Genomic DNA, 21895 nt, shown 5'->3' with positions numbered 1-21895 from the left:
GGGGAGTCTTCGGTGGGTAACTGATACCCGTGCGTATTGCGACGTTCAACATCCTGCACGGCAGGACCGTGGAAGACGGAAGTGTGGATCTCGACCGGTTGCGCGCGTGCGTGCGCAGGCTCGATCCCGATGTGCTCGCGCTGCAGGAGGTCGACCTCGACCAGGATCGGTCGGGTCGCGCCGACCTGACCGCCGTGGCGGCTGAAGCGATGGGGGCAGTCACACATCGCTTCGTTGCGGCGATCTCCGGGACGCCCGGCGCCACCTGGATCGCGGCCACCGGTGAGGAGTTGCCGGGCACGGCAGCGTACGGAATCGCGTTGCTGTCGCGCTTCCCGGCAACGAGTTGGCAGGTCGTCCGGCTGCCGCGAATCCCCACGCGCTTCCCGATGTATCTGCCCGAACCCAACCGCGTCAGCGTCGTCGACGAGGAGCCCAGAGCCGCGATTATCGCCCAACTGGACACCCCGCTGGGGCCGCTGTCGGTCGCGAATACCCATCTGTCCTTCGTGCCCGGGTGGAATCGTCGGCAATTGCGCCGGCTGGTCAACGACATGCGCGGACTCCCGGGACCGCGTGTGCTGCTCGGCGATCTCAATCTCCCCCCCGGTCCGGCGGCGAGGTGGTCACGGATGCGCGCATTGGCAAGCGCCACAACGTTTCCCGCTAAAGTTCCGCAACGTCAACTCGACCATATCCTCACCGACCATCCCGGGCTGCATGGTCGCAACTGCATGGCACCACCTGCGCTGCTCTCCGATCACCGCCCGTTGGTCGTCGACGTCGACGTGCTCTGACGTCCCGGTCCTCGTACCGCGCAGTTTGGCCAGCGAACACCCGGGTAACGGGTTACGCGCGGCTGGCGCCGGCGCGGAGAGCGCTTGTCACGTCCTCCCCCGCCGTGCCGGTCAGAGCTTTCCCAGCTCCGCGGCGGTGAACAGCTCGAGCTGCTCGCCCGCCGTCGCGGCGGCGCCGGTCTCCTGGTCGCGGTCGGTGGTGGGTTCCATCTGCGCGTCCTTTCTGTCGTCGTTGCGACGCGGCCGCGGCGTCGCCGCCGCCCCGATCGACGAGGCCGAGAAGGGCCACAAGGGACAGCCGTCCATGCTGACTCGTGACCTGCGGGCTGCTCCTTGGCTGCGCGATCCTCTACGGCGTCGAGGGACCCGCGATGCACTCCACGATGTCGCGACCCTCAGTGTGCTTGTAGCCGCCGAACTGTTTCTCGTCGTGGAACTGTCGCACCCCTTCATCGGCGAAATCGCGACCTCTCCTGAGCCGCTGCGCGAGGTTGTCCAGCTTCTGTCGCCATCTCCGGCGTAGTCGCCGCGCCTGTGCGGGGACTACGGTGGCTGGTCCGCTGGACCGCAATCAGTCTGCAGCAGCAGCGACGAGAGTCGTGCGTACCCAATTGTTCGAACGCTGTGACGCGACCCCGGCGTTAGCGCAGTGCCAGGAACTGGTCGAGCTCGTCACCGCCTACCTTGACGCAGCGCAGGACACCGCTGCACGGGAGCGATTCGAGCAGCATCTGCAGCGATGCGACGGCTGCGCCGCCTATCTCGAAGAATTGCGGGTCACCGTCGCCACCGTGGGCGCCCTCGCTCACGAGCAGCTCCATGCCGCCTTCCGCGCCCGACTGCTCGAGGCGTTCGCCGCAACCGCCGGCTCGGGTTAACAACAACCATCAACGGGTGCCCCCGCACCGCGGCCGCAACACAACACGCCGGGTCCTCGAACATCGCGACGCTCACGCGACGGGCCGACTGTCAGGGCGGGGGCGGGCCGACACCGGTGAGTGTCTGCTCGGAGGCAGTTCGTCCGTCTTCAACCCCGCGGGTGCGCCTCAATTGTTGCTCGGCGGGCACGAGACGTTGACGTAGACGGTATCGAACTCGGGTGGTTGCATCAGCATCATCATGACGCTCGCCATGGTCATCGTTCCGTTCAGTCCTTCCAAGAACGGCCGAAGGGTGCCCCGAGAGGATCCCCCAGCCGCTTTTCGGCCGGTGAAGACCAGGTAGTAATCCAGCGGAGCGCTCAGATTGATGTCGAGGATCGCCTCATGCTTCGTGTATGCCTTCACGTTGACAGAGCGACCGTTGAGGGCGTCGCCGGTCATGAAGCGGCCGTCGTAACCCGCCGCGTTCGCTGCGTTCTCTAGCTCGATGCCGAAGATCCGAGCAGCGATCCACTCTCCGATATGCCCGGTGTTTACGGGTCGATTCAGCAATCGTCCCAAGCGTGCATCGAGTGCGTTTCGTTCGCGGAGCAAGGCTGCGAGTTCAGCCAGCCCCACGTCCTTGCGGTCATCCATCACATAGACACGGTGACATAGTGCTTCGGTCGCTGCGCATAGATGGCGTGCATCCGTCTCTGCGCTGCCGGACGAACGCTCGCGCGACTCAATTACTCGTACGCCTTGCCCGGTAGATCGAGAATCGGTTCGACTCGCGGCATTTGCTGCGCTCGACCGTCGTTTGGCCGTGAGCTGGGGGTTCTCGAGCTAGACCGATAGGCAGCAAAGGTCATCGCTTGTCAATCAAATAGTGCCGCTGAACTGCGCCGCACCCCCGACTATTGATGACCTTCCGCTTACTGGTGGGGACCGGAAATAGTCCAGGATCGATTTCCCAAGCTGAATACGCGGGTTCGATTCCCGTCATCGGCTCCACGAAAAACAGTTGAAACGCCTTGGCGTCCGCCGAGCACTTCCCGCTGCCCGCCCCGAAAATGGGGGTAAACAGTCAGACACGCATCGTCGCGCTCAAACCGCCGTCGACCACGAGGGTCGTACCGGTGATGTAGGCGGATTCGTCGGAAGCGAGGAACACAGCCGCACCGGCGGTGTCCCAGGCATCCCCGATGCGGCCCCGGGGTGTGCTTTCGTCCAGGTGTCGCCACACCTGCTGCGGATCATCGGAGACGGTGTCGACCCACCTCTCGAGGGTCGGTGTACGCACCACGCCCAACACGATGGTGTTGGCCCTGATGCCCTTCGGGGCGTATTCAAGCGCCACCGTCTGGGTGAACTGGATTATCGCCGCCTTGCTCGACGCGTAGGAGATCGACGGGGCACCCACCCACCGGATGCCGGCGATCGAACTCATGTTGATGATCACGCCCGCGCCCTGACGTTCCATGATTGGCAGCGTGTACTTGCAGGTGAGGAACTGCGAGGTCAGATTGGTTCGGAGGACCTCGTCCCAGCTCTGCTCGCTGGTCTCCACGGGCCCACCGACATGGTCGACCCCAACGTTGTTGTGCAGGACGTCGATCCGACCCCACGTCGATACGCAGCGTTCGACCATGTCGCGGACCTGATCGGCCACGGTCACGTCGGCCTGGAAGGCCTGCGCCTCGCCACCCTCGCCGACGATGAACTCCGCCGTGTCACGGGATCCACCGCTTCGGTCGACGCACAGGACTCTGGCTCCTTCGCGGGCGAATCTCACGGCCGTTGCCTTGCCGTTGCCCCAGCCGGGCGCGGCGCTCGAGGCGCCGGTCACGATCGCGACCTTCCCGCTCAATCGGTCAGCCATTGCCGAGCTCCTCCTGTCGAGACGAACGATCGGCAACGAGGGTTATCGCACGACGTCGTCACCAGAGTCGCTGACACGGAAGATGCTGGCAGACAATTGCGCACGGCGACGGGAAACACGTTGACGTAAGTGGTGGCGGTCTGAACGCAAACCACGCAAGTCGATCAGACCGCGCAAGCCATCGTGCGGCGCATTGGTCTGGCCCACTGGACGGTGAGGGTGCCGCGCATGCCGTCGTGGTACTTGCAGTGGAATCGATACGCTCCGGGTGTCGTGGGGGCCGTGAAGGTCGAGATGCCTCCGCTACCGGATACCCGAACGTCGAACGCGTTGTTCGTGTCTGCGACCAAGCTTTGCGCGTTCTCGTCATCGTTGACGACGGTCACTTGTTGGCCGGGACGCACCGGCGCGGGCACGCTGAATGCGAATTTGGAGATGACGATGTCTGCGCGCGGCGGGGCGGGCGTCGCTGTCGGCGCCGACATCGACGTTATCGCCGGGGCCGATGACGATGATTGGTCATTGCCGCCGCATGCGGTCAGAAGGCTACGAAAGCCACGAGTGACGAGATCACAAGGATCAGGGTCCTCATTGGTTTGGCCGTCCTCTCGTACGGGTCGATCCGATGGCAGTCAGGCCATCAGCTCGACAGCCCGTGCGAGGTGTACCCGCTTTGGCGGGCCGGCACGCCAGCCGAAGTCTCCGCCTGAATGCCGACCCGTACTCATCGCATCTGCTCAGTATGGGCACGAGCTGCGTCCGTACCCACCAGCGCGGCGAGTCGGCCATTGAGGCATAGCTACGTCAGCACCCGGACGCGGGGCCGACGGAAGAGCAAAACGCCCAGGTCCGCCTGCGGGAATCACTCAGCGCTAGCCCGCCGCCGATCTCGCATCGATCACCCGGGAGTACCCCATCTTCCGCGTCGAGTTCTTGCTTGTTGGGCGCCGAGTTCGGGCTTGGCCCCAGGGGCATGGCCACTCACCCGACAGACACAGCGGGTTTGCGGCGAGACAGTTGTTGTGTCGCCGGAACATCCGGCGAATCTCGTAATTCCATCTCACACAGGAGAAATCACAATGATCAGCACCGTCTCAAGCCGGTTCGCCCGATTCGCCGCTCTGACCGTCATCGGCGCCGGAATCATCGGCGCCGCCGCGCTCGGCCTGAGCGGCACCGCCAACGCTGCCCCCACCGCGCCGGTTGTGTTTGCGCCAACCGCCCCCGCCCTGACCAATCCGGCAAAGACACTCGGCGCTCCCGCGGTTCGCCCGGCGACGAAGGTGGCGCCTGTCGCTGCTCCCGCCGTTCGTCGCGCAAGCGAGGTGGCGCGCGGCCCCGCCCCCGCAGCCCGTCCGGCAACGAAGGTGGCGCGCGTCGCTCCTCCGGCTCGTCCGGCGACCCAGGCGGGCAACCCCAGCGGACGTCGGCAGTGACCCGTCGGCCGATTCGCTAGTCGCTCGACCACATCTGGGCAAGAACATCGAGGCTCTCCCCGCGCGTGTGGGGAGAGCCTCGCTGCATGAGCGCGGCCGACCAACTCCGTGTCGACATACCTGTCGCGGCCAAGACGGAAGGCCTGAACGTTATAACAGCCGTTGAATATGATTGCCCCGCAGTCACAGTCGCGGCAAGTCCCACGAACCATCTTCGCGGTGCACGCCACGCGGCCGCACCAGATGGAGAACTCCCCTGATGCCACGCGAATGCGCCTCCCAATCACGGGGTCTGGTGGGCACACAAGGCATCTCGGGCGAATCCAAGTCCGTGCCTCAGGCGAGGCCCACTAGGATGGATGCGTGGTGACGAGCGGCGTCGATCTCGACCGAGTGCGCCAACTACACCAATTGCGCTCGTTCAGAATCGGATCGGTGTTGCGGATCGGTGTCGTGGCGCTCATGCTCGGCGCGATGCTCGTCGGCACCACGCACGCCGAATGGCCAGGGCAAGAGGTTGTGCTCGTGCTGTACGTCGTTGCGGCGGCATCCGCCCTGATCTTGGCATTCTCCCCTGCTGTCAGCCCACTACTGGGTACGAGCCAGCGCCAATCATTCCTCTTCACGATCATCGACGTCGCAGCGCTCATCGGATTTCAGATGCTATCGACGGCTGAGTACATACCGTTGGTGGTCGTCGCACTGTTGCCGATCATGGTGGGTCTCGATGTCTCACTGCGACGAGCCACTGTCGTGCTCGGCTTCAGTGTTGCGGCGTTCGCGTTCGTCGTGCTTCAGGACCGCGCGATGACTCACCAGCTGGGATGGCCCCCAACGCTGTTCGTGATCGGAATGTACGGATTCCTTTGTTGCTGTTCCTTGTTGGTCGTCTACCTAGAGCAGCGCCATGCCAACGCTATCGCGGGCCTTACGGCATTGCGGGAGGATCTGCTTGCCGAAACCATGACCGCCTCGGAAGTGTTGCAGCGCAGGGTTTCTGAGTCACTTCACGATGGACCACTACAAGACGTGCTGGCCGCGCGCCGGGAGCTGCGCGAGTTGGCCACGACAACTCCAAGCGAGGCGCTGGACCGTGCGTTGGCTGGCCTACAAGACGCCGCGGGGCAGCTTCGTGAGGCGACTTTCGAGCTGCACCCGGCAGTTCTCGACAAGGTCGGCTTGGGGGCCGCGGTCGAACAACTGGCCTCCTTCATCGCGGACCGCTCAGGCATCGCGATCGTCACCGACATCGATTACCCAACCCGAAGCAGCACCGTCGACCCCATCTTGTTCGGAGTGGCTCGCGAGTTGCTGTCCAACGTCGTTCGGCATTCGCAGGCCACTGACGCATCGGTACGGCTCGCGCTCACTGCGAAGGGGTATCAGCTCGATGTGGCCGACAACGGCATAGGGATACGACGCGAAACCGCCGCGCGCCGCCTCGGTGAGGGACATATCGGCCTGGCCTCGCATCAAACCCGAGTCGAAGCCGCCGGCGGAGACTTCACGTTCATTGACGTAGCCGTCGGGACCCACATTCGGGTACAGCTGCCGCTTCGATGAAGAAGTCTTGGTACCGACATCGCGCCGAAGTCCGGAGCTGATTACGCGAATTCGTTTCGCGTCATCGGCTCCAGATTTGCCAGCGGAAACACTGTTCGAATCGTTCAAGAATCGTCGGAGTCGTCGCACCGTCGAGAGCCACATCTATTGGGCCACGTTGAAGACCGGGGCGACCAGCCGTGACGAACTCGCCGCCCTGCTAACACGGCGCGAACGGAATAAGCCTTCGCCGACGAGATTGGTGTCGATCAAATTGGACCGATCGAGCATCACGGCTCCGGCGACGGCTACCTGCCGCAGCCGTTCACGCTTGCGGGCGGCATTGCGGCGGAGACGAAGAATGTCCGGTCGTCCCTCGGCGCGGTGGTACTGCCAACTGCATGACACGGTCACCATCACCGAGCCATCGCTGCCAAAGACGTCAGTTCGAACGGGCGCATCAGTGTCACCTTCGACGAGGGCAATGTCCCCTTCGAATTCACGACGTTCCGCAAGTCGCTGAAGGATCGAGCGAAGCCGATTTACCTCGGAATCGAAACCATTCTATCGATGCGCGAATATGGCGTATAAGGGCAGCAGTCTTTGTTGGCCGTAATACACTTCCAAGGCGTCAATCGCCCCATAGGGGGCGATCGACATCGATCCACTCGGAACTTCATGCATTGAAGGGGTCAGCCGTGCCTGCGGGCGCAGTCATGACTTGGAAAAATCGGACCGAGGAGCTGTCCCGCTCTTTGCACATGAGAATGGCCGTTGTGACTGCTCATTCGCTCGAACCCAAATGCCGGGGCAATGGATGGCAGATCCAGGTAGCCGGGGAGCGCTCCAGCGGCCGTACGGACGGGACCACATGAGCTCCGCGCCGGATTCTCGTCAGCCGGCAGGGCATCGACTTCCGCCGCCGGCGACGGGGCCTCCCGCGCAGACACCTGATATTCCTTCGGACCCGGAACGGATATCGCTACCGGGCAACGCTCATCACTTCGTCGAAGTGCCCTCGGTGCCGGTCCGCGCCCCGGATCCCGGCGTCATGTCCGGCCGTCTCGTAGTCGCCGTGGTCGTCGCCGTGGTGGTGACTATTGGAGCTTTCGCGACCACCGTCGGGTACATCTTCGCCGGATCGCAGCGTCCCAAGCCCCTCAGACAGGTCACCACCGGGCCGTACACGACCTTCGTCTCGACGGAATTCCCTCCGACGAAGCTCATCCTCATGGCGGTATTCGGCATCATCATCATCGCGGCGACCGCGATCGCCTTCGAGGCGATCGCGGCCCTCATGTCGATCAGCCCGCGACGCCGCCTGCTCACCTCTTACCGGGCCGATATCGGCCGGGCAGCCACCGACGGAAAGGTCCGCGTCACGGCTCTGATGCCCGCGCACAACGAGGAGTTCTCCCTCCCTGTGACGTTGAGCGCGCTTCTCGCCCAGATACGACCACCAGACCGCGTCATCGTCGCCGCGGACAACTGCACAGATCGCACGGTCGAAATCGCGCGGGAGATGGGCTTCGAAGTCTTCGAGACCATTGACAACGCGCACAAGAAGGGCGGCGCGCTCAATCAGGCGCTCGCGCGGATACTGCCGGAGTCCGACGCCAGCGACGTCATCCTCGTCATGGACGCCGATACCAGCCTCGCCCCGCGGTTCATCGAGGTCGGGGCGGCGCGTCTCGAGGCAGACCCAGAGCTGACCGCCGTGGGCGGTGTCTTCTTCGGTGAGGACGGGAACGGTCTCGTCGGGCAGTTGCAGCGCAACGAGTACGCGCGCTACTCGCTCCAAATCCGCGCGCGCCGCGGCCGCGTGTTCGTCCTCACCGGCACCGCCACGATGTTCCGCGCCGATGCACTGCTCGATGTCGCTGCCGCCCGCAGCGTCTTCGTCCCCGGCGAGACCGGCAAGGTCTATGACACTTCGGCACTAACCGAGGACAACGAGATCACCTTCGCCCTCAAGTCGCTGGGCGCGACCGTGACTTCGCCCATCGAGTGCAGAGTGACGACAGAGATCATGCCGACGTGGAAGGACCTGTGGATCCAGCGCAAGCGCTGGCAGCGCGGCGCCCTGGAGAACCTCAGCGCCTACGGCATCACCCGGGCGACCATCCGCTACTGGGGCCAGCAGGTGGGCATCGGCTATGGGGCATTCGCACTCAACCTTGCGCTGGTGCTGCTGTTCATCACGTTCCTGGCCGTAGACACCTGGATCTGGTTCCCGTTCTGGCTCATCATCGGGCTGGTCTTCCTCATCGAGCGGGTCATCACCGCGTGGAGCGGCGGCTGGAAGGCCAGAGGTCTCGCTGCGCTCCTGTTCCCCGAGCTCGCATACGACGTCTTCCTGCAGATCGTGTTCTGCAAGTGCCTCTTCGACATCACTATGGCCCGCCGCGCGACATGGGGGCATGTCCTGCACCCGACCGCTCCGCTCGGATGATGACCGACCTCCCCGCCGGCATCGTCCTGCCTGAGAGCGTCCTCACCTCGAACTGGTTCCTCCTCTTGCTTGCGGTGGTGGCCTTCAACACGATCATCTACGTGGGACTCACCCTCTCCAAGCTCGTGCCCATGCCCCGGCAGGTCCATCCCAGCCGTGTGCGCAGATGGATGCGCAGGCTCGGCATGGATCCAGACAAGAACACCGCGGTGGACGACATCCCCAGGCCCGAGCGTCCGGACAGCCCGGACCTCTACGAGAACATGCGCCGCGGCATCGCCCGCCGCGACATCCCCCACGCTTTCGGTCTCGTAGGCGCGGTCATCATTCTCGCTGATCTTGCCGCCCTGGTCGTGTTGAGATCGGATCGGCTTCCGCTCCACGTGGTCGAGCTGTCCGTCGGTGCGCTGTTCCTGGTGTGCGCCCAGGTTCTGGGCCGGCGCCACTTCCGGGCCGTGACGGTGATGTGGACCTGGGCTCTCGCGTGTGTGCTACTCGTCTGCCTCGTGACTGGCGAGGTGGTCTACACCCATGAACAGTTCCCGATCACGTACGCGTTCATCGTCATGACGGCGTTCGCCCCGATCACCCTGTCCTGGCGGCCGAGCATGGCCGGCGGGGCACTCATGCTCGCCGCATTGATCACGGCGAGCCAGCTCATCGACGACAACGACGACATCGGGTGGGTCATCGCGGGCATCGCCGCACTCCTGACCAGCGCGACGCTGCTGCGGCTGCGCCTCACCGCGATCACTGCGCTGAGCGACGAGAAGGCCCGTTCGGAGGCCCTCGCCACAACCGACGTGCTGACCGGGATGCTGACGAAGCGCGGGCTACTCACCGTCGTGCCGACAGTGGCCGGTTCGGCCGAGCGAACCGGCGAGGAGGTCTGCCTGATGCACTTCTGTGTTGAAGGTCTGGCGACGGCCAATGCCCAATACGGCGTCCACTACGGCGATGACCTCCTCCGGGCGGTCGCGAAAGCCATCCGGGTGACGGTACGCCTGGGCGACCTCGTCTCGCGCTGGGAAGGTGACGAGTTCCTCGTCTTGGGCATCGGGGGCAGGCCGGACGCGGACGACCTCGCCCGACGGATCCAGGAGACGGTACGAACGAGCGGCATCAACCTCGGCAAGTGGCCCACAACCGTCAGCGTCGGGACCGCAGTGGGCGACCCGCGGCGGACCACGTTCGATCAGCTGGCGCTGGTGGCCAGGAATAATCGTTCGGAAGCGACGCAATTGCCGTGACTGTCTGACCCGGCACTGCAAGAGCTCTCATCAGCACCAAAGCTCGCTGCTTGTCGAGTGGCCTGGGCACGCGTTCGGCGCGATCCGCGCCCGGTGGCGTTGCCCGTCTTGCGCACCGGTCATTGGAGCCGAACAGGCGACAATCCATCACAGCGCCGGATGGTCATCGAAGAGGTTCGCGACCAGCCCTTCGACTCTTGCTGCTGTCGCACAAGCGCTTTGGCTGTACTCTCCTGTGCGCGAGCGGCACACCCGACGACGTGCTGGCGATGAGATCGTGCGTCGCAGCTTCGAGCGGTACGGTCGTCGAAATGAGCGCAGTGGGCACCGTGCGGCTTTGGCATTGCGAGGCGGGTTGGCGAGTGATCGATTCACTCGACACCCCCGCCGGCTGCTGGGCCGACTTCAGCCACCTTTGCTGCAACGGCGAACCCGAACCCGGCGCGGGTGACGTCGTCAGAGTCTCCGGCAAATTCCTGGAGGCCTTCGAAGGTGCGCCCGTGGACTTCCAATGGGAACGCGTGGGCCAGGACGGATACGACTTCCGCGCGACCACGGGACGAGTCCGTCAGCGGCAACCACCACATCGCCTCATCCGTCACTACAAGGCTGTTGAGGGACCCAATCCATAGAGTGGGCGGCCTGGCACGGCCACACCCTTCAAGGGTCTCAGCTAACGGGCATGGTGCAGTGAATTGAGCTCCATCGGCTACCCCTTCTGAGTAGCTGGCCGCTCGATGGCAAGAAGGGCATCGGCTCATTGCGTACCAGCTCGGCGAACACGACCTGCCGCGCGCGTTGCAGGAGTTGGACCGCGCACGCCGCACGAGTTCGACGTACCGGAGTGATCGACCAGAAAGGCAGCCGATGACGGGCGCTCCCATTACTGGCATGCTGCGCGAGCGCGCGAGCCTGCAGCCCGACGACATCGCCTTCACCTTCATCGACTACGAGCAGGACTGGGACGGTGTTGCCCACACCCTGACGTGGGCCCAGCTATACCGGCGGGTGGCGAGCCTGGCAGACGAGCTCCGATTGCGTGGGTCGAGGAGCGGCGACCGGGCCGTCGTTCTGGCGCCACAGGGACTCGACTACGTGGTGGCACTCCTCGGATCGATGCATGCGGGTGTGATCGCGGTGCCGCTCTCGGTGCCGATGGCTGGCATCCACGACCAACGTGTCACTGCGGTAGTACGCGACGCGTCGCCCTCGGTCATCCTCACCGCGTCGTCGCTCGAAGGCCAGGTGGCCCCGTACGCCGTAGCGCAGGGCGATCATTCCGCACCGACGGTCCTCGCGGTCGATTCGCTCGATCTGGACACTCGGCGACGCTCCACCGCCAACCATGAGACGCCGCCGGAAACGGCTTACCTGCAATACACCTCGGGATCGACGCGCTCGCCGGCCGGCGTGATGGTGTCGAACAAGAACCTGACGAGCAACTTCGAGCAGATAACGGCCGGGCTGTTCCCGGACTACGGCAAGGTCTCCCCGCCTGGCACCACTGCCGTGTCGTGGCTGCCGTTCTATCACGACATGGGCCTCATCCTGGGCGTGTGCGGACCCATCCTCGGTGGATGGCATTCACTGTTCACCAGTCCGCCTTCGTTCCTGGCCCGACCGGCGCGGTGGATGCAATTGCTGGCCAGCAGTCCTCGCGCGCTGACGGCGGCGCCGAACTTCGCGTTCGAGTTGGCGGCGGCACGAACGTCCGACGATGACATGGCGGGCCTGGACCTCGGCGACGTGCTCAACGTGCTCAGCGGCAGCGAACGGGTCCACGTGGCGACCCTGAAACGCTTTGCGCAGCGGTTTGCCCGTTTCAACCTGCGCGAGCGGGCGTTGAGGCCGGTGTACGGACTCGCCGAAGCGACGCTCTTCGTCGCAGGCCGCGAGCCCGGCGACGGGCCGCACCTCGTCAGCTTCGACCCCGAGAACTTGTCCGCCGGCCACGCGAAGCGGTGCGAGAACGGAACCGGCACAGCGCTGGTCAGCTACGGCAACCTGGAGTCACCGGTCCTTCGGATCGTCGATCCCGAGACGAAGTCGCAGGCTCCAGAGGGAGCAGTCGGTGAGATCTGGCTTCACGGCGACAACAACTGCCTCGGGTACTGGCGGAAACCCGAGCAGACCGAGTACACGTTCCAGGCGGACATCGTCTCGCCCGCGGCGGGCACTCCAGAAGGGCCCTGGTTGAGGACCGGCGACCTCGGGTTCATGTCCGAGGGAGAGCTCTTCATCGTCGGCCGCATCAAGGATCTGCTGATCGTCCGGGGGCGCAACCACTATCCCGATGACATCGAAGCCACCATCGCAGAGATCACCGGTGGCCGGGTCGCGGCGATCGCGGTGGAGCAGGATCGCACCGAAAAGCTGGTAGCGATCGTCGAGGTCAGGACCCGCGCCCAACCCGCGGACGTGGCGATGGACCAACTCCGCACCGTCAAGCAGCAAATCACGTCCGCCATTTCGCAGGAGCACGGACTCAACGCCGCGGATCTGGTTCTGGTGGAGCGCGGTGCGATTCCGGTCACGACCAGCGGGAAGGTCCGACGCGCATCGTGCGTCGAGTTGTACCGGGACCGTCAGTTCATCCGGTTGGACGACGAGGCCGTCACCGCCGGCTGACTCGCTTCCATGGGCTGACACGCCTTGACGCGTTGACGCCGATAACGTTGCGAGCCAACGCTTTTCCTACCGCCCCCCGCCGAGGCGTGCCGACAGCGCGCCGGTGACCACTAGTGCAGTAGCACGGCGAGGACGGTCACGGGAACTAGCGTCCACACACACTACCGATCTTGACCGGAACTGGATCGAATGGAAAGTCGTTGTTCGACAAAGCGATCCGGTTCGCGCTGGGCGATTACGCGATTGCTGCGACTCGTTGGAGGAAACCGCGGACTTTGCATCGGGCAGCACCGGGGCGGCGTCGGCTCCAGGCCCGCAGGCCGCGCCGACGTCACGATTTAACCGTTGTTGAAATCCCCATGGGTCGTGGTGTCCCAGGGTCGGCGCGACGCGTAGAGCGCGATGTAGGCGCACACCAATCCGTCCAAGGGATCTTCACACCTGTTCATATCGACCGATCGAGTCGCAGCCAGCGCCATGATCCGGCGCCGAACCCAGTTCGGGATGTTCATCGAGTCGCAGAGCTGGATCGTGGGTCTCGAGGCGCTCGATGCACCCCACGAGCCTGGACAGATCCGACTGTCTCTGAACACGATCCTTGTTGCGGCGCTTGTATTGCAGAATCCGGCCGAGACCGAACAGAGAAGCTATCGCCGTCCCTCAAGCAGACGGTTCAGCGATCGTCATGACCAGCCGGGACACGACACCGCGATTCGGCTCGCCCGCCGTTCCGCGCGGGAGTCGCTCACGGGGCTGGCACCTCCTGGCCTTTGGAGAGCACGGTGAGGCCGTCCTGCACGATGAAGCCACGCGCCTCGTCGGCCTTCGGGTCGACGCCGATCTCGGCGCCCGCAGGCACCACGACGTTCTTGTCGATGATCGCGTTGCGGACGACGGCTCCTGCGCCGATCTCGACGCCGTTGAGCAGCACGGAGTCCGAGACCTCCGCCCCCGACCCGACACGGCACGACGGGGAGAGCACCGACTTGCTCACGTTACCGCCGGTGATCACCACACCGGGTGAGAGGATCGCGTTGTGGGTCGTCGTCGGCTTGCCGAGTTCGCCCTCGACCAGCTTCGCCGGAGGCAGGGCGCCGTAGCTGGTGAAGATCGGCCAGGCCGAGTTATAGAGGTTGAACTCCGGCAGCGGCGCCACGAGGTCCATGTGGGCGTCGAAGTAGGACTGCATCGTCCCGACGTCGCGCCAGTAGTCGCGGTCACGCTCGTAGGACCCCGGCACGTCGTTGTCCTTGAAGTCGTAGACCGCAGACTCCGAACGGTCGACGAACCACGGCACGATGTCCCCACCCATGTCGTGCTTGGAGGCATCGGCAGCAGCGTCACGGGTGACGGCGTCCCGCAGCGCATCGGCACTGAAGACGTAGTTGCCCATCGACGCGAGCACCTCGTGGGGCGCGTCGGGCAGCCCCTCGGGATCGGTCGGCTTCTCCAGGAAGGCCCGGATGTTTTGCGGCGACTTCGGGTCGACGTCGATGACGCCGAACTGGTCGGCCAGCTCGATCTGCTGCCGGATGGCGGCCACCGTGCAGCCGGCCCCGCTCTCGACGTGCTGCTGCACCATCTGGGAGAAGTCCATCCGGTAGACGTGGTCGGCGCCCACCACGACGACGATGTCCGGATCCTCGTCATTGAGCAGATTCAGCGACTGGAAGATGGCGTCCGCGCTGCCGAGGTACCACCGCTTGCCCACCCGCTGCTGGGCAGGCACCGGCGTTACGTAGTTGCCCAGCAGCGTCGACATCCGCCACGTCGTGGTGACGTGGCGGTCGAGGCTGTGGCTCTTGTACTGCGTCAGCACGACCACTTTGAGATAGCCGGAGTTGACGACGTTGCTGAGGGCGAAGTCGACGAGGCGGTAGATGCCACCGAAGGGCACTGCAGGCTTCGCCCGATCGGCGGTCAGCGGCATCAACCGCTTCCCCTCACCCCCCGCGAGCACTATTGCGATGACTTTTTCGCGGCTCGGAATCACAGTCATAGTCTCAACGTAATGTGACCCGCATCACGAGGCGAGCCGTTGCGCATACCGTTTCGGGCGTTCTAGGCGGCCTCACCCCGAAACCCAAGGACCCGGGCGGTACGTCCGGGTCCTCAGACGCTGCCTCCAAACCAGCCGTCTGAGCGTCTAGGCTGTAAGCACATAAAACGGGCAGGAACCGTGCGGAATCCGCGAAGTCCCTGCACACGCGTCTTGGGCCAAGAACCCTGCCGATTCGCCACCCTGCATCGACCGATGAGGGCCGTCCGAACCGATCAGAAAACAGATAACGCAATGGCTATCTCCGACGTCGCCGAATACGCGCACCTCACCGAATCCGATCTTGACGCGTTCGCCGCGGCCTTGGACGACATTCGTCGCGATGTCGAGGACAGTCGCGGAGCCAAGGACCGGGCCTACATCCGCCGGACGATCGCGTTTCAACGCGCTCTCGAGGTGGCCTCTCGGTTGGTGATCGCCGGCACCAAGCGCAGGCCCGGATGGCTGCTCGGCACTCTCGGCCTCGCGGCCGCCAAGAGCATCGAGAACATGGAGCTCGCCCACAACATCGGCCACGGCCAATGGGATTGGATGAACGATCCCGAGATCCACTCCACCACGTGGGAGTGGGACATGGCAGGCCTGTCGTCGCAGTGGCGCTACTCCCACAACTACCGCCACCACGTGAACACCAACGTCGTCGGCGTCGATGACGACCTCGGCTACGGCGTCCTGCGCGTGACCCGAGATCAGGAGTGGAAGCCGAGCAATCTGGTTCAGCCGTTACGAAGTCTTTTGCTGGCCCTCACTTTCGAGTGGGGCATCGCTCTGCACGACCTGTACTCCGAGCACGAGCGCACGGACAACGACGTCCAGAATTCGGTCCACAACCGCGCACTGTTACACAAGATCGGCCGCCAGGCGGGCAAGGACTACGTGCTGTATCCGGCGCTGAGCTTCAAGCGTTGGCGCCGCACGCTCGGCGCCAACGTCGCCGCCAACGTGCTCCGCAACGTCTGGGCATACGTGGTGATCTGTTGTGGGCACTTCGCCGACGGGGCAGAGAAATTCACCCCGGAGACGCTGAAGAACGAGACCAAACCCGAGTGGTATCTACGACAGATGTTGGGCAGCGCCAACTTCGACGCGGGACCCGTGATGGCCTTCATGAGCGGCAACCTTTGCTACCAGATCGAGCACCACCTCTTTCCCGACCTGCCGAGCAACCGCTATGCCGAAATCGCCAAGCGCGTCCGGGACCTGTGCACCAACTACGACCTGCCCTACACGACGGGTCATTTTATCCGCCAGTACCTGCTGACGGTACGCACCGTGTTCACGTTGGCACTGCCGGACCGGTTCCTCACGGCGACCGACGACGATGCACCAGAGACTCCCTCCGAGAACAACTTTCGCGCTGCGCGACTAGGTCTCCAGCAGATGCAGCAGGTACGCGCCGTAACCTGACTTCACCAACGAGTGTGCGCGCTCGGCCAGCTGATCGTCGTCGATGAACCCGAGCCGCCAGGCGACTTCCTCCGGCACACCGATCTTCAAGCCCTGCCTGCGCTCGATGGTGCGGACGTAGTCACTGGCGTCGAGCAGCGAGTCGAAGGTGCCGGTGTCCAGCCACGCGGTGCCGCGCGCCAACACCTCGACGCCGAGCCGTCCCTGGTCGAGATACGTCTGGTTGACGTCGGTGATTTCATACTCGCCGCGGTGAGAGGGACGCAGGGACCGAGCGATCTCGACGACGTCGTTGTCGTAGAAGTACAGCCCCGGCACGGCATAGTGCGATTTCGGAGTGGCCGGCTTCTCCTCCAGCGACAGCGCTCTGCCATCGTCGCTGAACTCGATGACGCCGTAGGCCGACGGATTGGCCACCCAGTACGCGAAGATCGCGCCGCCGTTCACCTCGCTGAAGCGGGTCAGGCTGGTGCCCAGACTTGGGCCGTAGAAGATGTTGTCGCCCAATATCAAAGCGACCGAATCGTTCCCGATGTGGTCGGCGCCGACGACGAACGCCTGCGCGACACCGTCGGGTCGATCCTGCACTGCATAGGTGATGTTCGTGCCGAACAGGGAGCCGTCTCCGAGTAGTCGGGTGAAGGCCGCCACGTCACCTGCCGTGGTGATGACCTGGATGTCGCGGATCCCCGCCATGATCAACGTCGACAAGGAGTAGTAGATGAGTGGTTTGTCGTACACGGGCAGCAGCTGCTTGCACACCCCCATGGTGATCGGATACAGACGCGTACCCGTCCCGCCGGCCAGGATGATTCCACGCATGGAAGCACCCTAAGTCAGATGCACACCTAGCCCGGCGTCGCGGGGGCGCTGGTCGGCGAAACCGTCACCGTCTGGGTGACGGTGCTGGTGCTGGTGCTCGTCGACACGGTCGTGCTCGTGCTGGGAGTCGTGGTCGCGGTGGTCGGACTTTCCGTCGTGGTGCTGGTCGTAGGCGTCTCGGTGGTCGTGCTCGACTCCTCGGTCTGCGTCACCGTCTCGGTGCCGCCCGTTGGGGCCGGTACGACGGAGCCGTTGGACGACGTCGACGTCGTGGTCGTGCTCGACGTGGTCGACGTGGAACCGGAGCCGTCGTCGCCGGTCAGAGACACGATGGCGTAGACGATCACCGCAATGACGATCACGCCCAACGCTCCGAGACTGACGAGGCCCGGTGGCGTGCGGTACCAGGGCGTCGGCGGCTCCGCCGGGGGCGGCTGCTGACCGTACTGGTCCGGCGCCCCGTAGTTCGCGTATGCCGTCGGCTCGCTGTAGGCCTGCGGCTCGCTGCGGGGGTAACTGCCGTACTGCGTCGGCTCGCCGTCGGAGTAGTACGGGTCGTCTGGGGGTCCGCCGGGACCTTCGTTACGCGCCACGAGGTTCGATGTTAAACCAGTGGCACCTCCGCTCCCCGGGCCATTACCCGATGGGTAATCGACCGTCGGCACGCCTCCGACGAGAATCTCGACCATATTCCCTCGTATGCCGTGGCCTACCTTCGCGACGTCGAATTCGGGACGACGTGATCCGGTACATGTGCGAGATCGACGACACCTTCAAGCCCTTCGGTGGCGAATTCATCGTCCACGGAGGCGATCTCGACGTTCGCGAGGGGCACTGGGACGGGGCGCTGGTGATCATCCGCTTTCCCGATCGCGACTCCGCCGTGCGGTGGTACGAGTCGGCCCACTATCAACGCATCCTTACCTCTGCGGTTGAACCATTCGGTCTCGATGGCGGCGTTGGTCGAGGGAGTCAAACCAGGACACACCGGTAGCGCGCGGGTCGACGAAATCTTCGCGGGCTAGGTATTCGCGGCGGGCGCCGCGGCTCCGGGCACCGTCCGAGAGCGGCGGGACACCCCCGAAACCCACGCGTCTTCAGAGTTTTTTCTCGGCAGTCGCCGCGATCTGCATGCTCGCTACCGCCGGCCGTCCATACGCGGGAGCGTCAATCTTCCGGCGAATCAGCCTCATAGCAGTAATAATTCCGGTGCGCGTCGCGTCGGCAAGCTCCCGGGCGGCCCAATACGGCAACCGCAGAATTGGACAATCACGCCCTCCAGCGGATCACCGCATCCTGGGACTTGGCAGGCCAGGGGCGTGCGACGAGGCGTCGAGTCCTGAAAGTCCGAGTTGCCATCCATCGTATTTCGGAAAAGATGCAATGGCACACCGGCTGGAGGCGTACAGGTAATGGACACCGCCGGGACACGACCTCGACATATGACCAAGGGGAATCTCATGAGCAAGTTGCGCAAGGCGGTGACCGTTGGCGTCGCCGCGGCGCTGGCCACATTCGGAGTCGCCGCGTGTGGGGGTGACTCCGGAAGCAGCAGCGGCGGTGGCACCGGTGGCGGTGACATCAACGTCTCGATGACGTCGTTCCCCGACTACGTGGACCCACAGCTGTCGTACACCGTCGAGGGCTGGGAGGTGTTGTACAACACCTACACGCCACTGCTCACCTACAAGCACGCCAAGGGCGAGGAAGGCACACAGGTCGTTCCCGGCCTGGCGAAGGACATGCCGGTGATCTCGCCCGACGGCAAGACCTAGAAGCTGACGCTCCGGCCCAACATGAAGTACTCCGACGGCACAGCCATCAAGGCGTCGGACTTCACCTATGCCATCCAGCGACTGTTCAAGGCCGACTCCGGCGGCTCGGTGTTCTTCGAAGGCATCGTCGGCGCCAAGGACTACGCCGACGGCAAGGCGCCCACCATCAGTGGCATCACCACCGACGACGCGACCGGTGACATCACCATCGCGCTGGAGGATCCCAGCGGCACGTTCAACAACGTGCTGGCGCTCATGTTCGCGGCGCCCGTGCCGCCGAGCACTCCGCTGGACAAGGATGCGACCAACAATCCGCCGCCCTCGAGCGGGCCCTTCATGATCACGAAGGTCGAAGCGCCGCAGACGTTGACGATGGAACGCAACCCCAACTTCAAGACCGTCAAGGACGCGGGCGCTACCGAAGTCGCCGACGCGAACGTCGACAAGATCACGGTCACACAGAACAAGAGCAACTCCGCACAGGTGACCGGCGTCGAGCAGAACACCATTGACTTCATGGTCGACCCACCCGACGCCGATCGCCTGGCCGAGGTGAAGTCGAAGTTCGGCGAGCGGTTCCGCTTGGACGACTCGATCAACACGTACTACTTCTTCATGAACAACAAGACGGCACCGTTCAACGACATCCAGGTTCTTCAAGCGATCAACTACGCGATCGATCCGGAGGCTCTCAACCGGGTGTTCGGCGGCCGCCTACATGCCACGCAGCAGATCTTGCCGCCGGGAATGCCCGGGTACGAGGAATGCAAGCTGTATCCCGGACTTGACATGGCAAAGGCGAAACGACCTCTGGCCGAGGCCAATCCGACGGACAAGGACATCACCGTCTGGACCGACGACGAACCGGACCGCAAGCGCATCGGCGAGTACTACCACGACCTGCTCACCCAGCTGGGCTTCAACGCCACGCTGAAGGTGGTCGCCGGCGACGTCTACTTCGCGACGATCGGCAACACCTCGACGCCGGACCTGGACACCGGGTTCACCGACTGGTTCCAGGACTTCCCGCACCCGGACGACTTCTTCCGTCCGCTCCTGAACGGCGCGAACATCCTGCCGACGAACAACAGCAACTACTCGCAGGTGGCCATCCCGGAGAACGACGCCAAGATGAACGAACTCGCCCAGGAACAGCTGACCGACGACGTCAAGAAGCAGTACGCGGCACTGGACAAGGCCTACATGGAACAGGCCGTCTGGGCGCCGTACGGCAACGAGGAGTACGCCACGTTCGTCTCCGATCGGATCGACTTCGACAAGACCATCCCCCATCTGCTGTTCACCCAGGACTACTCGGCGCTGGCCCTGAAGTAGATGAGCGCCCCGATCGGGGACGTCGAAGCAACGGGGATAGCGCCGGTTCCCGCCGACGTCCCGCCCGAAGCCTTTCGGGGTCGCAGCCCCTGGTACCTGGCGTGGGTCCGGTTGCGCCGCAACCGGGTAGCCCTGGGGTTCGGCGTGCTCTTCATCGCCATCGTCGTGGTGTGCCTGGCCGCACCCCTGTGGGCCGACCACGTCGCGCACACGGGACCGAACGAGAACCACATCACCGACAAGATCATGGTCGACGGGCAGGAGGAGTACGTCGTCTCCCCCGACGGCACTCCGATCGGGCCCGGGCTCCACGGCCGCTACCTGCTCGGCGCCGATCAGAACGGTCGCGACGTGATGGTGCGGCTGCTCTACGGCGGACGGACGTCGATCTTCATCGGCGTCGCCGCCGCCGTCGTCACGACCGTGTTGGCCGTCCTCGTCGGTCTGCTGTGCGGCTACTACCGCGGCTGGATCGACTCGATCCTGTCCAGGATCATGGACGTGGTCTGGGCGTTCCCGGTTCTGCTGCTGGGCATCGCCCTCGGTACGACGCTGGCGCTCGGCGGGCTCAAGATCGGTGGTCTCGCCATCGCAGGCGACTCGCTCTGGATCCCGATCATGATCATTGGATTGGTCTACGTGCCCTACATGGCCAGGCCGATTCGCGGCGAGATCCTCGCATTGCGTGAGAAGGAGTTCGTCGAAGCCGCTGTCGCACAGGGCAAGGGCCCGGTTCAGATCATGATCTCGGAACTGCTGCCCAACGTCGTGTCGACCATCATCGTCTTCTTCACGCTCAACATCGCGAACAACATGCTGCTCGAATCGTCGCTGTCGTTCCTCGGCGCAGGCGTGCGGCCGCCCAACGCGTCGTGGGGCACGATGATCGCCGACGGTTACCAAACCATCTACACCGCACCGCACCTCACGATCGTTCCAGGCGCAATGATCGTGTTGACGGTGTTGTCGCTCAACGTGTTCGGCGACGGACTGCGGGACGCACTGGACCCGCGGGCCAAGATCAGGCTGGAGCACTAGCCATGTTGCGATTCGCCGTGAGGCGATTCATCGGGATGGTCGCCGTGCTCTTCGCGATCTCGGTGATCGTCTTCCTGATCTTCAACGTCATACCGAACTCCGACCCCGCACAACGCATCGCGGGCAAGAACGCCAACCCCGCGCTGATTGCCAGGGTCAGCGCCGATCTCGGTCTCGACCAGCCCCTGCCTGTGCAGTACCTCACCATGATGAAGCGGATCTTCACCGGCCCGCTCACGTCGTATGCGAGCTCTCAGAACGTCGGTGAGCAGATCTTGAAGGGACTACCCGCCACGCTGTCGCTATGCATCGGCGCGGCCGTCCTCTGGATGGCGCTGGCCATCGTGTTCGGCTACCTCAGTGCCGTCCACGCAGGCGAGTTCACCGACCGCGCGCTCACCATCCTGGCGCTGGTGGGCATCTCGGTGCCGGTGTTTTGGCTCGCCGCAATCCTGTTGTACTACTTGAGCTTCAAGGCGCAGATCTTCCCCACCAGCAGCTATGTACCGCTGACCAAGAATCCCGGCCAGTGGGCATATCACCTGGTGCTGCCCTGGATCACCCTGGCGGTGCTGTTCGTCGGCTTCTACAGCCGCGTGCTGCGATCCAACA

The 21895-nt window shown here is 64.3% G+C and carries 20 protein-coding genes and 1 pseudogene; 15 read left to right on the top strand and 6 right to left on the bottom strand.

Annotated features, from left to right (window positions below; genetic code table 11):
* Nucleotides 1-29 precede the first annotated feature (29 nt).
* A complete protein-coding gene (locus VET27_RS13430; RefSeq protein ID WP_526518830.1) occupies nucleotides 30-797 on the top strand; it encodes an endonuclease/exonuclease/phosphatase family protein in 768 nt (255 codons plus the stop codon).
* Between the two features lie 599 nt (nucleotides 798-1396).
* Nucleotides 1397-1675: an anti-sigma factor family protein gene (locus VET27_RS13425; protein WP_526518828.1), complete on the top strand. Its 279-nt coding sequence runs from the start codon at nucleotides 1397-1399 to the stop codon at nucleotides 1673-1675.
* Between the two features lie 168 nt (nucleotides 1676-1843).
* On the opposite strand, the gene VET27_RS13420 is transcribed toward VET27_RS13425, so the two are convergent.
* The 3 genes from VET27_RS13420 to VET27_RS13410 all read right to left on the bottom strand — a co-directional run bounded on the left by VET27_RS13420 (nucleotide 1844) and on the right by VET27_RS13410 (nucleotide 4024).
* Nucleotides 1844-2314 carry a hypothetical protein gene (locus VET27_RS13420; RefSeq protein WP_526518826.1) on the bottom strand — a complete coding sequence of 157 codons (471 nt, stop codon included), beginning with the start codon at nucleotides 2312-2314 and terminating at the stop codon, nucleotides 1844-1846.
* Nucleotides 2315-2744: 430 nt separating this feature from the next.
* On the bottom strand, nucleotides 2745-3539 hold the full coding sequence (locus VET27_RS13415) for an SDR family NAD(P)-dependent oxidoreductase (protein WP_526518824.1): 795 nt from the start codon (nucleotides 3537-3539) through the stop codon (nucleotides 2745-2747).
* Between the two features lie 164 nt (nucleotides 3540-3703).
* On the bottom strand, nucleotides 3704-4024 hold the full coding sequence (locus tag VET27_RS13410) for a cupredoxin domain-containing protein (protein WP_526518822.1): 321 nt from the start codon (nucleotides 4022-4024) through the stop codon (nucleotides 3704-3706).
* Nucleotides 4025-4618: 594 nt separating this feature from the next.
* Between VET27_RS13410 and VET27_RS13405 the strand changes: the two genes are divergently transcribed.
* The 7 genes and pseudogenes from VET27_RS13405 to VET27_RS13375 form a co-directional block, all read left to right on the top strand.
* The gene (locus VET27_RS13405) at nucleotides 4619-4975 is read left to right on the top strand and encodes a hypothetical protein (RefSeq protein WP_526518820.1); all 357 of its coding nucleotides are present in this window, start codon (nucleotides 4619-4621) and stop codon (nucleotides 4973-4975) included.
* A gap of 363 nt (nucleotides 4976-5338) precedes the next feature.
* Complete coding sequence (locus tag VET27_RS13400; RefSeq protein ID WP_526518818.1) at nucleotides 5339-6538, top strand: sensor histidine kinase; 1200 nt, start codon at nucleotides 5339-5341, stop codon at nucleotides 6536-6538.
* Nucleotides 6539-7538: 1000 nt separating this feature from the next.
* Nucleotides 7539-8969 (top strand): glycosyltransferase family 2 protein, encoded by a 1431-nt coding sequence (locus VET27_RS13395; RefSeq protein ID WP_526518816.1) that lies wholly within the window; start codon nucleotides 7539-7541, stop codon nucleotides 8967-8969.
* Nucleotides 8969-10219 (top strand): GGDEF domain-containing protein, encoded by a 1251-nt coding sequence (locus VET27_RS13390; protein ID WP_526518814.1) that lies wholly within the window; start codon nucleotides 8969-8971, stop codon nucleotides 10217-10219. The genes VET27_RS13395 and VET27_RS13390 overlap by 1 nt, the downstream gene beginning before the upstream one ends.
* Before the next feature lie 311 nt (nucleotides 10220-10530).
* Nucleotides 10531-10851, top strand: coding sequence for a hypothetical protein (locus VET27_RS13385; protein ID WP_526518812.1), 321 nt, complete (start codon nucleotides 10531-10533; stop codon nucleotides 10849-10851).
* A 235-nt stretch (nucleotides 10852-11086) separates the two neighbouring features.
* Nucleotides 11087-12847, top strand: coding sequence for a fatty-acid--AMP ligase (locus tag VET27_RS13380; RefSeq protein ID WP_526518810.1), 1761 nt, complete (start codon nucleotides 11087-11089; stop codon nucleotides 12845-12847).
* 149 nt (nucleotides 12848-12996) lie between these two features.
* A pseudogene (locus VET27_RS13375) lies at nucleotides 12997-13098 on the top strand (hypothetical protein); the annotation flags it as partial.
* A 494-nt stretch (nucleotides 13099-13592) separates the two neighbouring features.
* On the opposite strand, the gene glgC reads toward VET27_RS13375, so the two are convergent.
* On the bottom strand, nucleotides 13593-14846 hold the full coding sequence (gene glgC / locus VET27_RS13370; protein ID WP_526518808.1) for a glucose-1-phosphate adenylyltransferase: 1254 nt from the start codon (nucleotides 14844-14846) through the stop codon (nucleotides 13593-13595).
* 294 nt (nucleotides 14847-15140) lie between these two features.
* Here glgC and VET27_RS13365 point away from each other — a divergent pair, with 294 nt between their 5' ends.
* Nucleotides 15141-16313 (top strand): fatty acid desaturase family protein, encoded by a 1173-nt coding sequence (locus tag VET27_RS13365; protein ID WP_526518806.1) that lies wholly within the window; start codon nucleotides 15141-15143, stop codon nucleotides 16311-16313.
* Here the strand turns inward: VET27_RS13365 and rfbA are convergent.
* Complete coding sequence (gene rfbA, locus VET27_RS13360; protein WP_526518804.1) at nucleotides 16272-17135, bottom strand: glucose-1-phosphate thymidylyltransferase RfbA; 864 nt, start codon at nucleotides 17133-17135, stop codon at nucleotides 16272-16274. The two genes, VET27_RS13365 and rfbA, sit on opposite strands and share 42 nt — an antisense overlap.
* A 26-nt stretch (nucleotides 17136-17161) precedes the next feature.
* On the bottom strand, nucleotides 17162-17728 hold the full coding sequence (locus VET27_RS13355; RefSeq protein WP_526518802.1) for a hypothetical protein: 567 nt from the start codon (nucleotides 17726-17728) through the stop codon (nucleotides 17162-17164).
* Between the two features lie 146 nt (nucleotides 17729-17874).
* Here VET27_RS13355 and VET27_RS13350 point away from each other — a divergent pair, with 146 nt between their 5' ends.
* The 5 genes from VET27_RS13350 to VET27_RS13330 all read left to right on the top strand — a co-directional run.
* A complete protein-coding gene (locus tag VET27_RS13350; RefSeq protein WP_526518800.1) occupies nucleotides 17875-18129 on the top strand; it encodes a DUF1330 domain-containing protein in 255 nt (84 codons plus the stop codon).
* Nucleotides 18130-18595: 466 nt separating this feature from the next.
* Nucleotides 18596-18910 carry a hypothetical protein gene (locus VET27_RS13345; RefSeq protein WP_526518798.1) on the top strand — a complete coding sequence of 105 codons (315 nt, stop codon included), beginning with the start codon at nucleotides 18596-18598 and terminating at the stop codon, nucleotides 18908-18910.
* Nucleotides 18911-18913: 3 nt separating this feature from the next.
* On the top strand, nucleotides 18914-20245 hold the full coding sequence (locus VET27_RS13340) for an ABC transporter substrate-binding protein (protein WP_526518844.1): 1332 nt from the start codon (nucleotides 18914-18916) through the stop codon (nucleotides 20243-20245).
* On the top strand, nucleotides 20246-21283 hold the full coding sequence (locus tag VET27_RS13335) for an ABC transporter permease (protein WP_526518796.1): 1038 nt from the start codon (nucleotides 20246-20248) through the stop codon (nucleotides 21281-21283).
* Between the two features lie 2 nt (nucleotides 21284-21285).
* A partial coding sequence (locus VET27_RS13330) for an ABC transporter permease (RefSeq protein WP_526518794.1) occupies nucleotides 21286-21895 on the top strand: 610 nt, incomplete at its 3' end.

The organism is Mycobacterium sp. (assembly GCF_035633495.1).
In the GTDB taxonomy this organism is placed as follows: domain Bacteria; phylum Actinomycetota; class Actinomycetes; order Mycobacteriales; family Mycobacteriaceae; genus Mycobacterium.
This window is presented reverse-complemented; position numbering and strand designations above follow the sequence as displayed.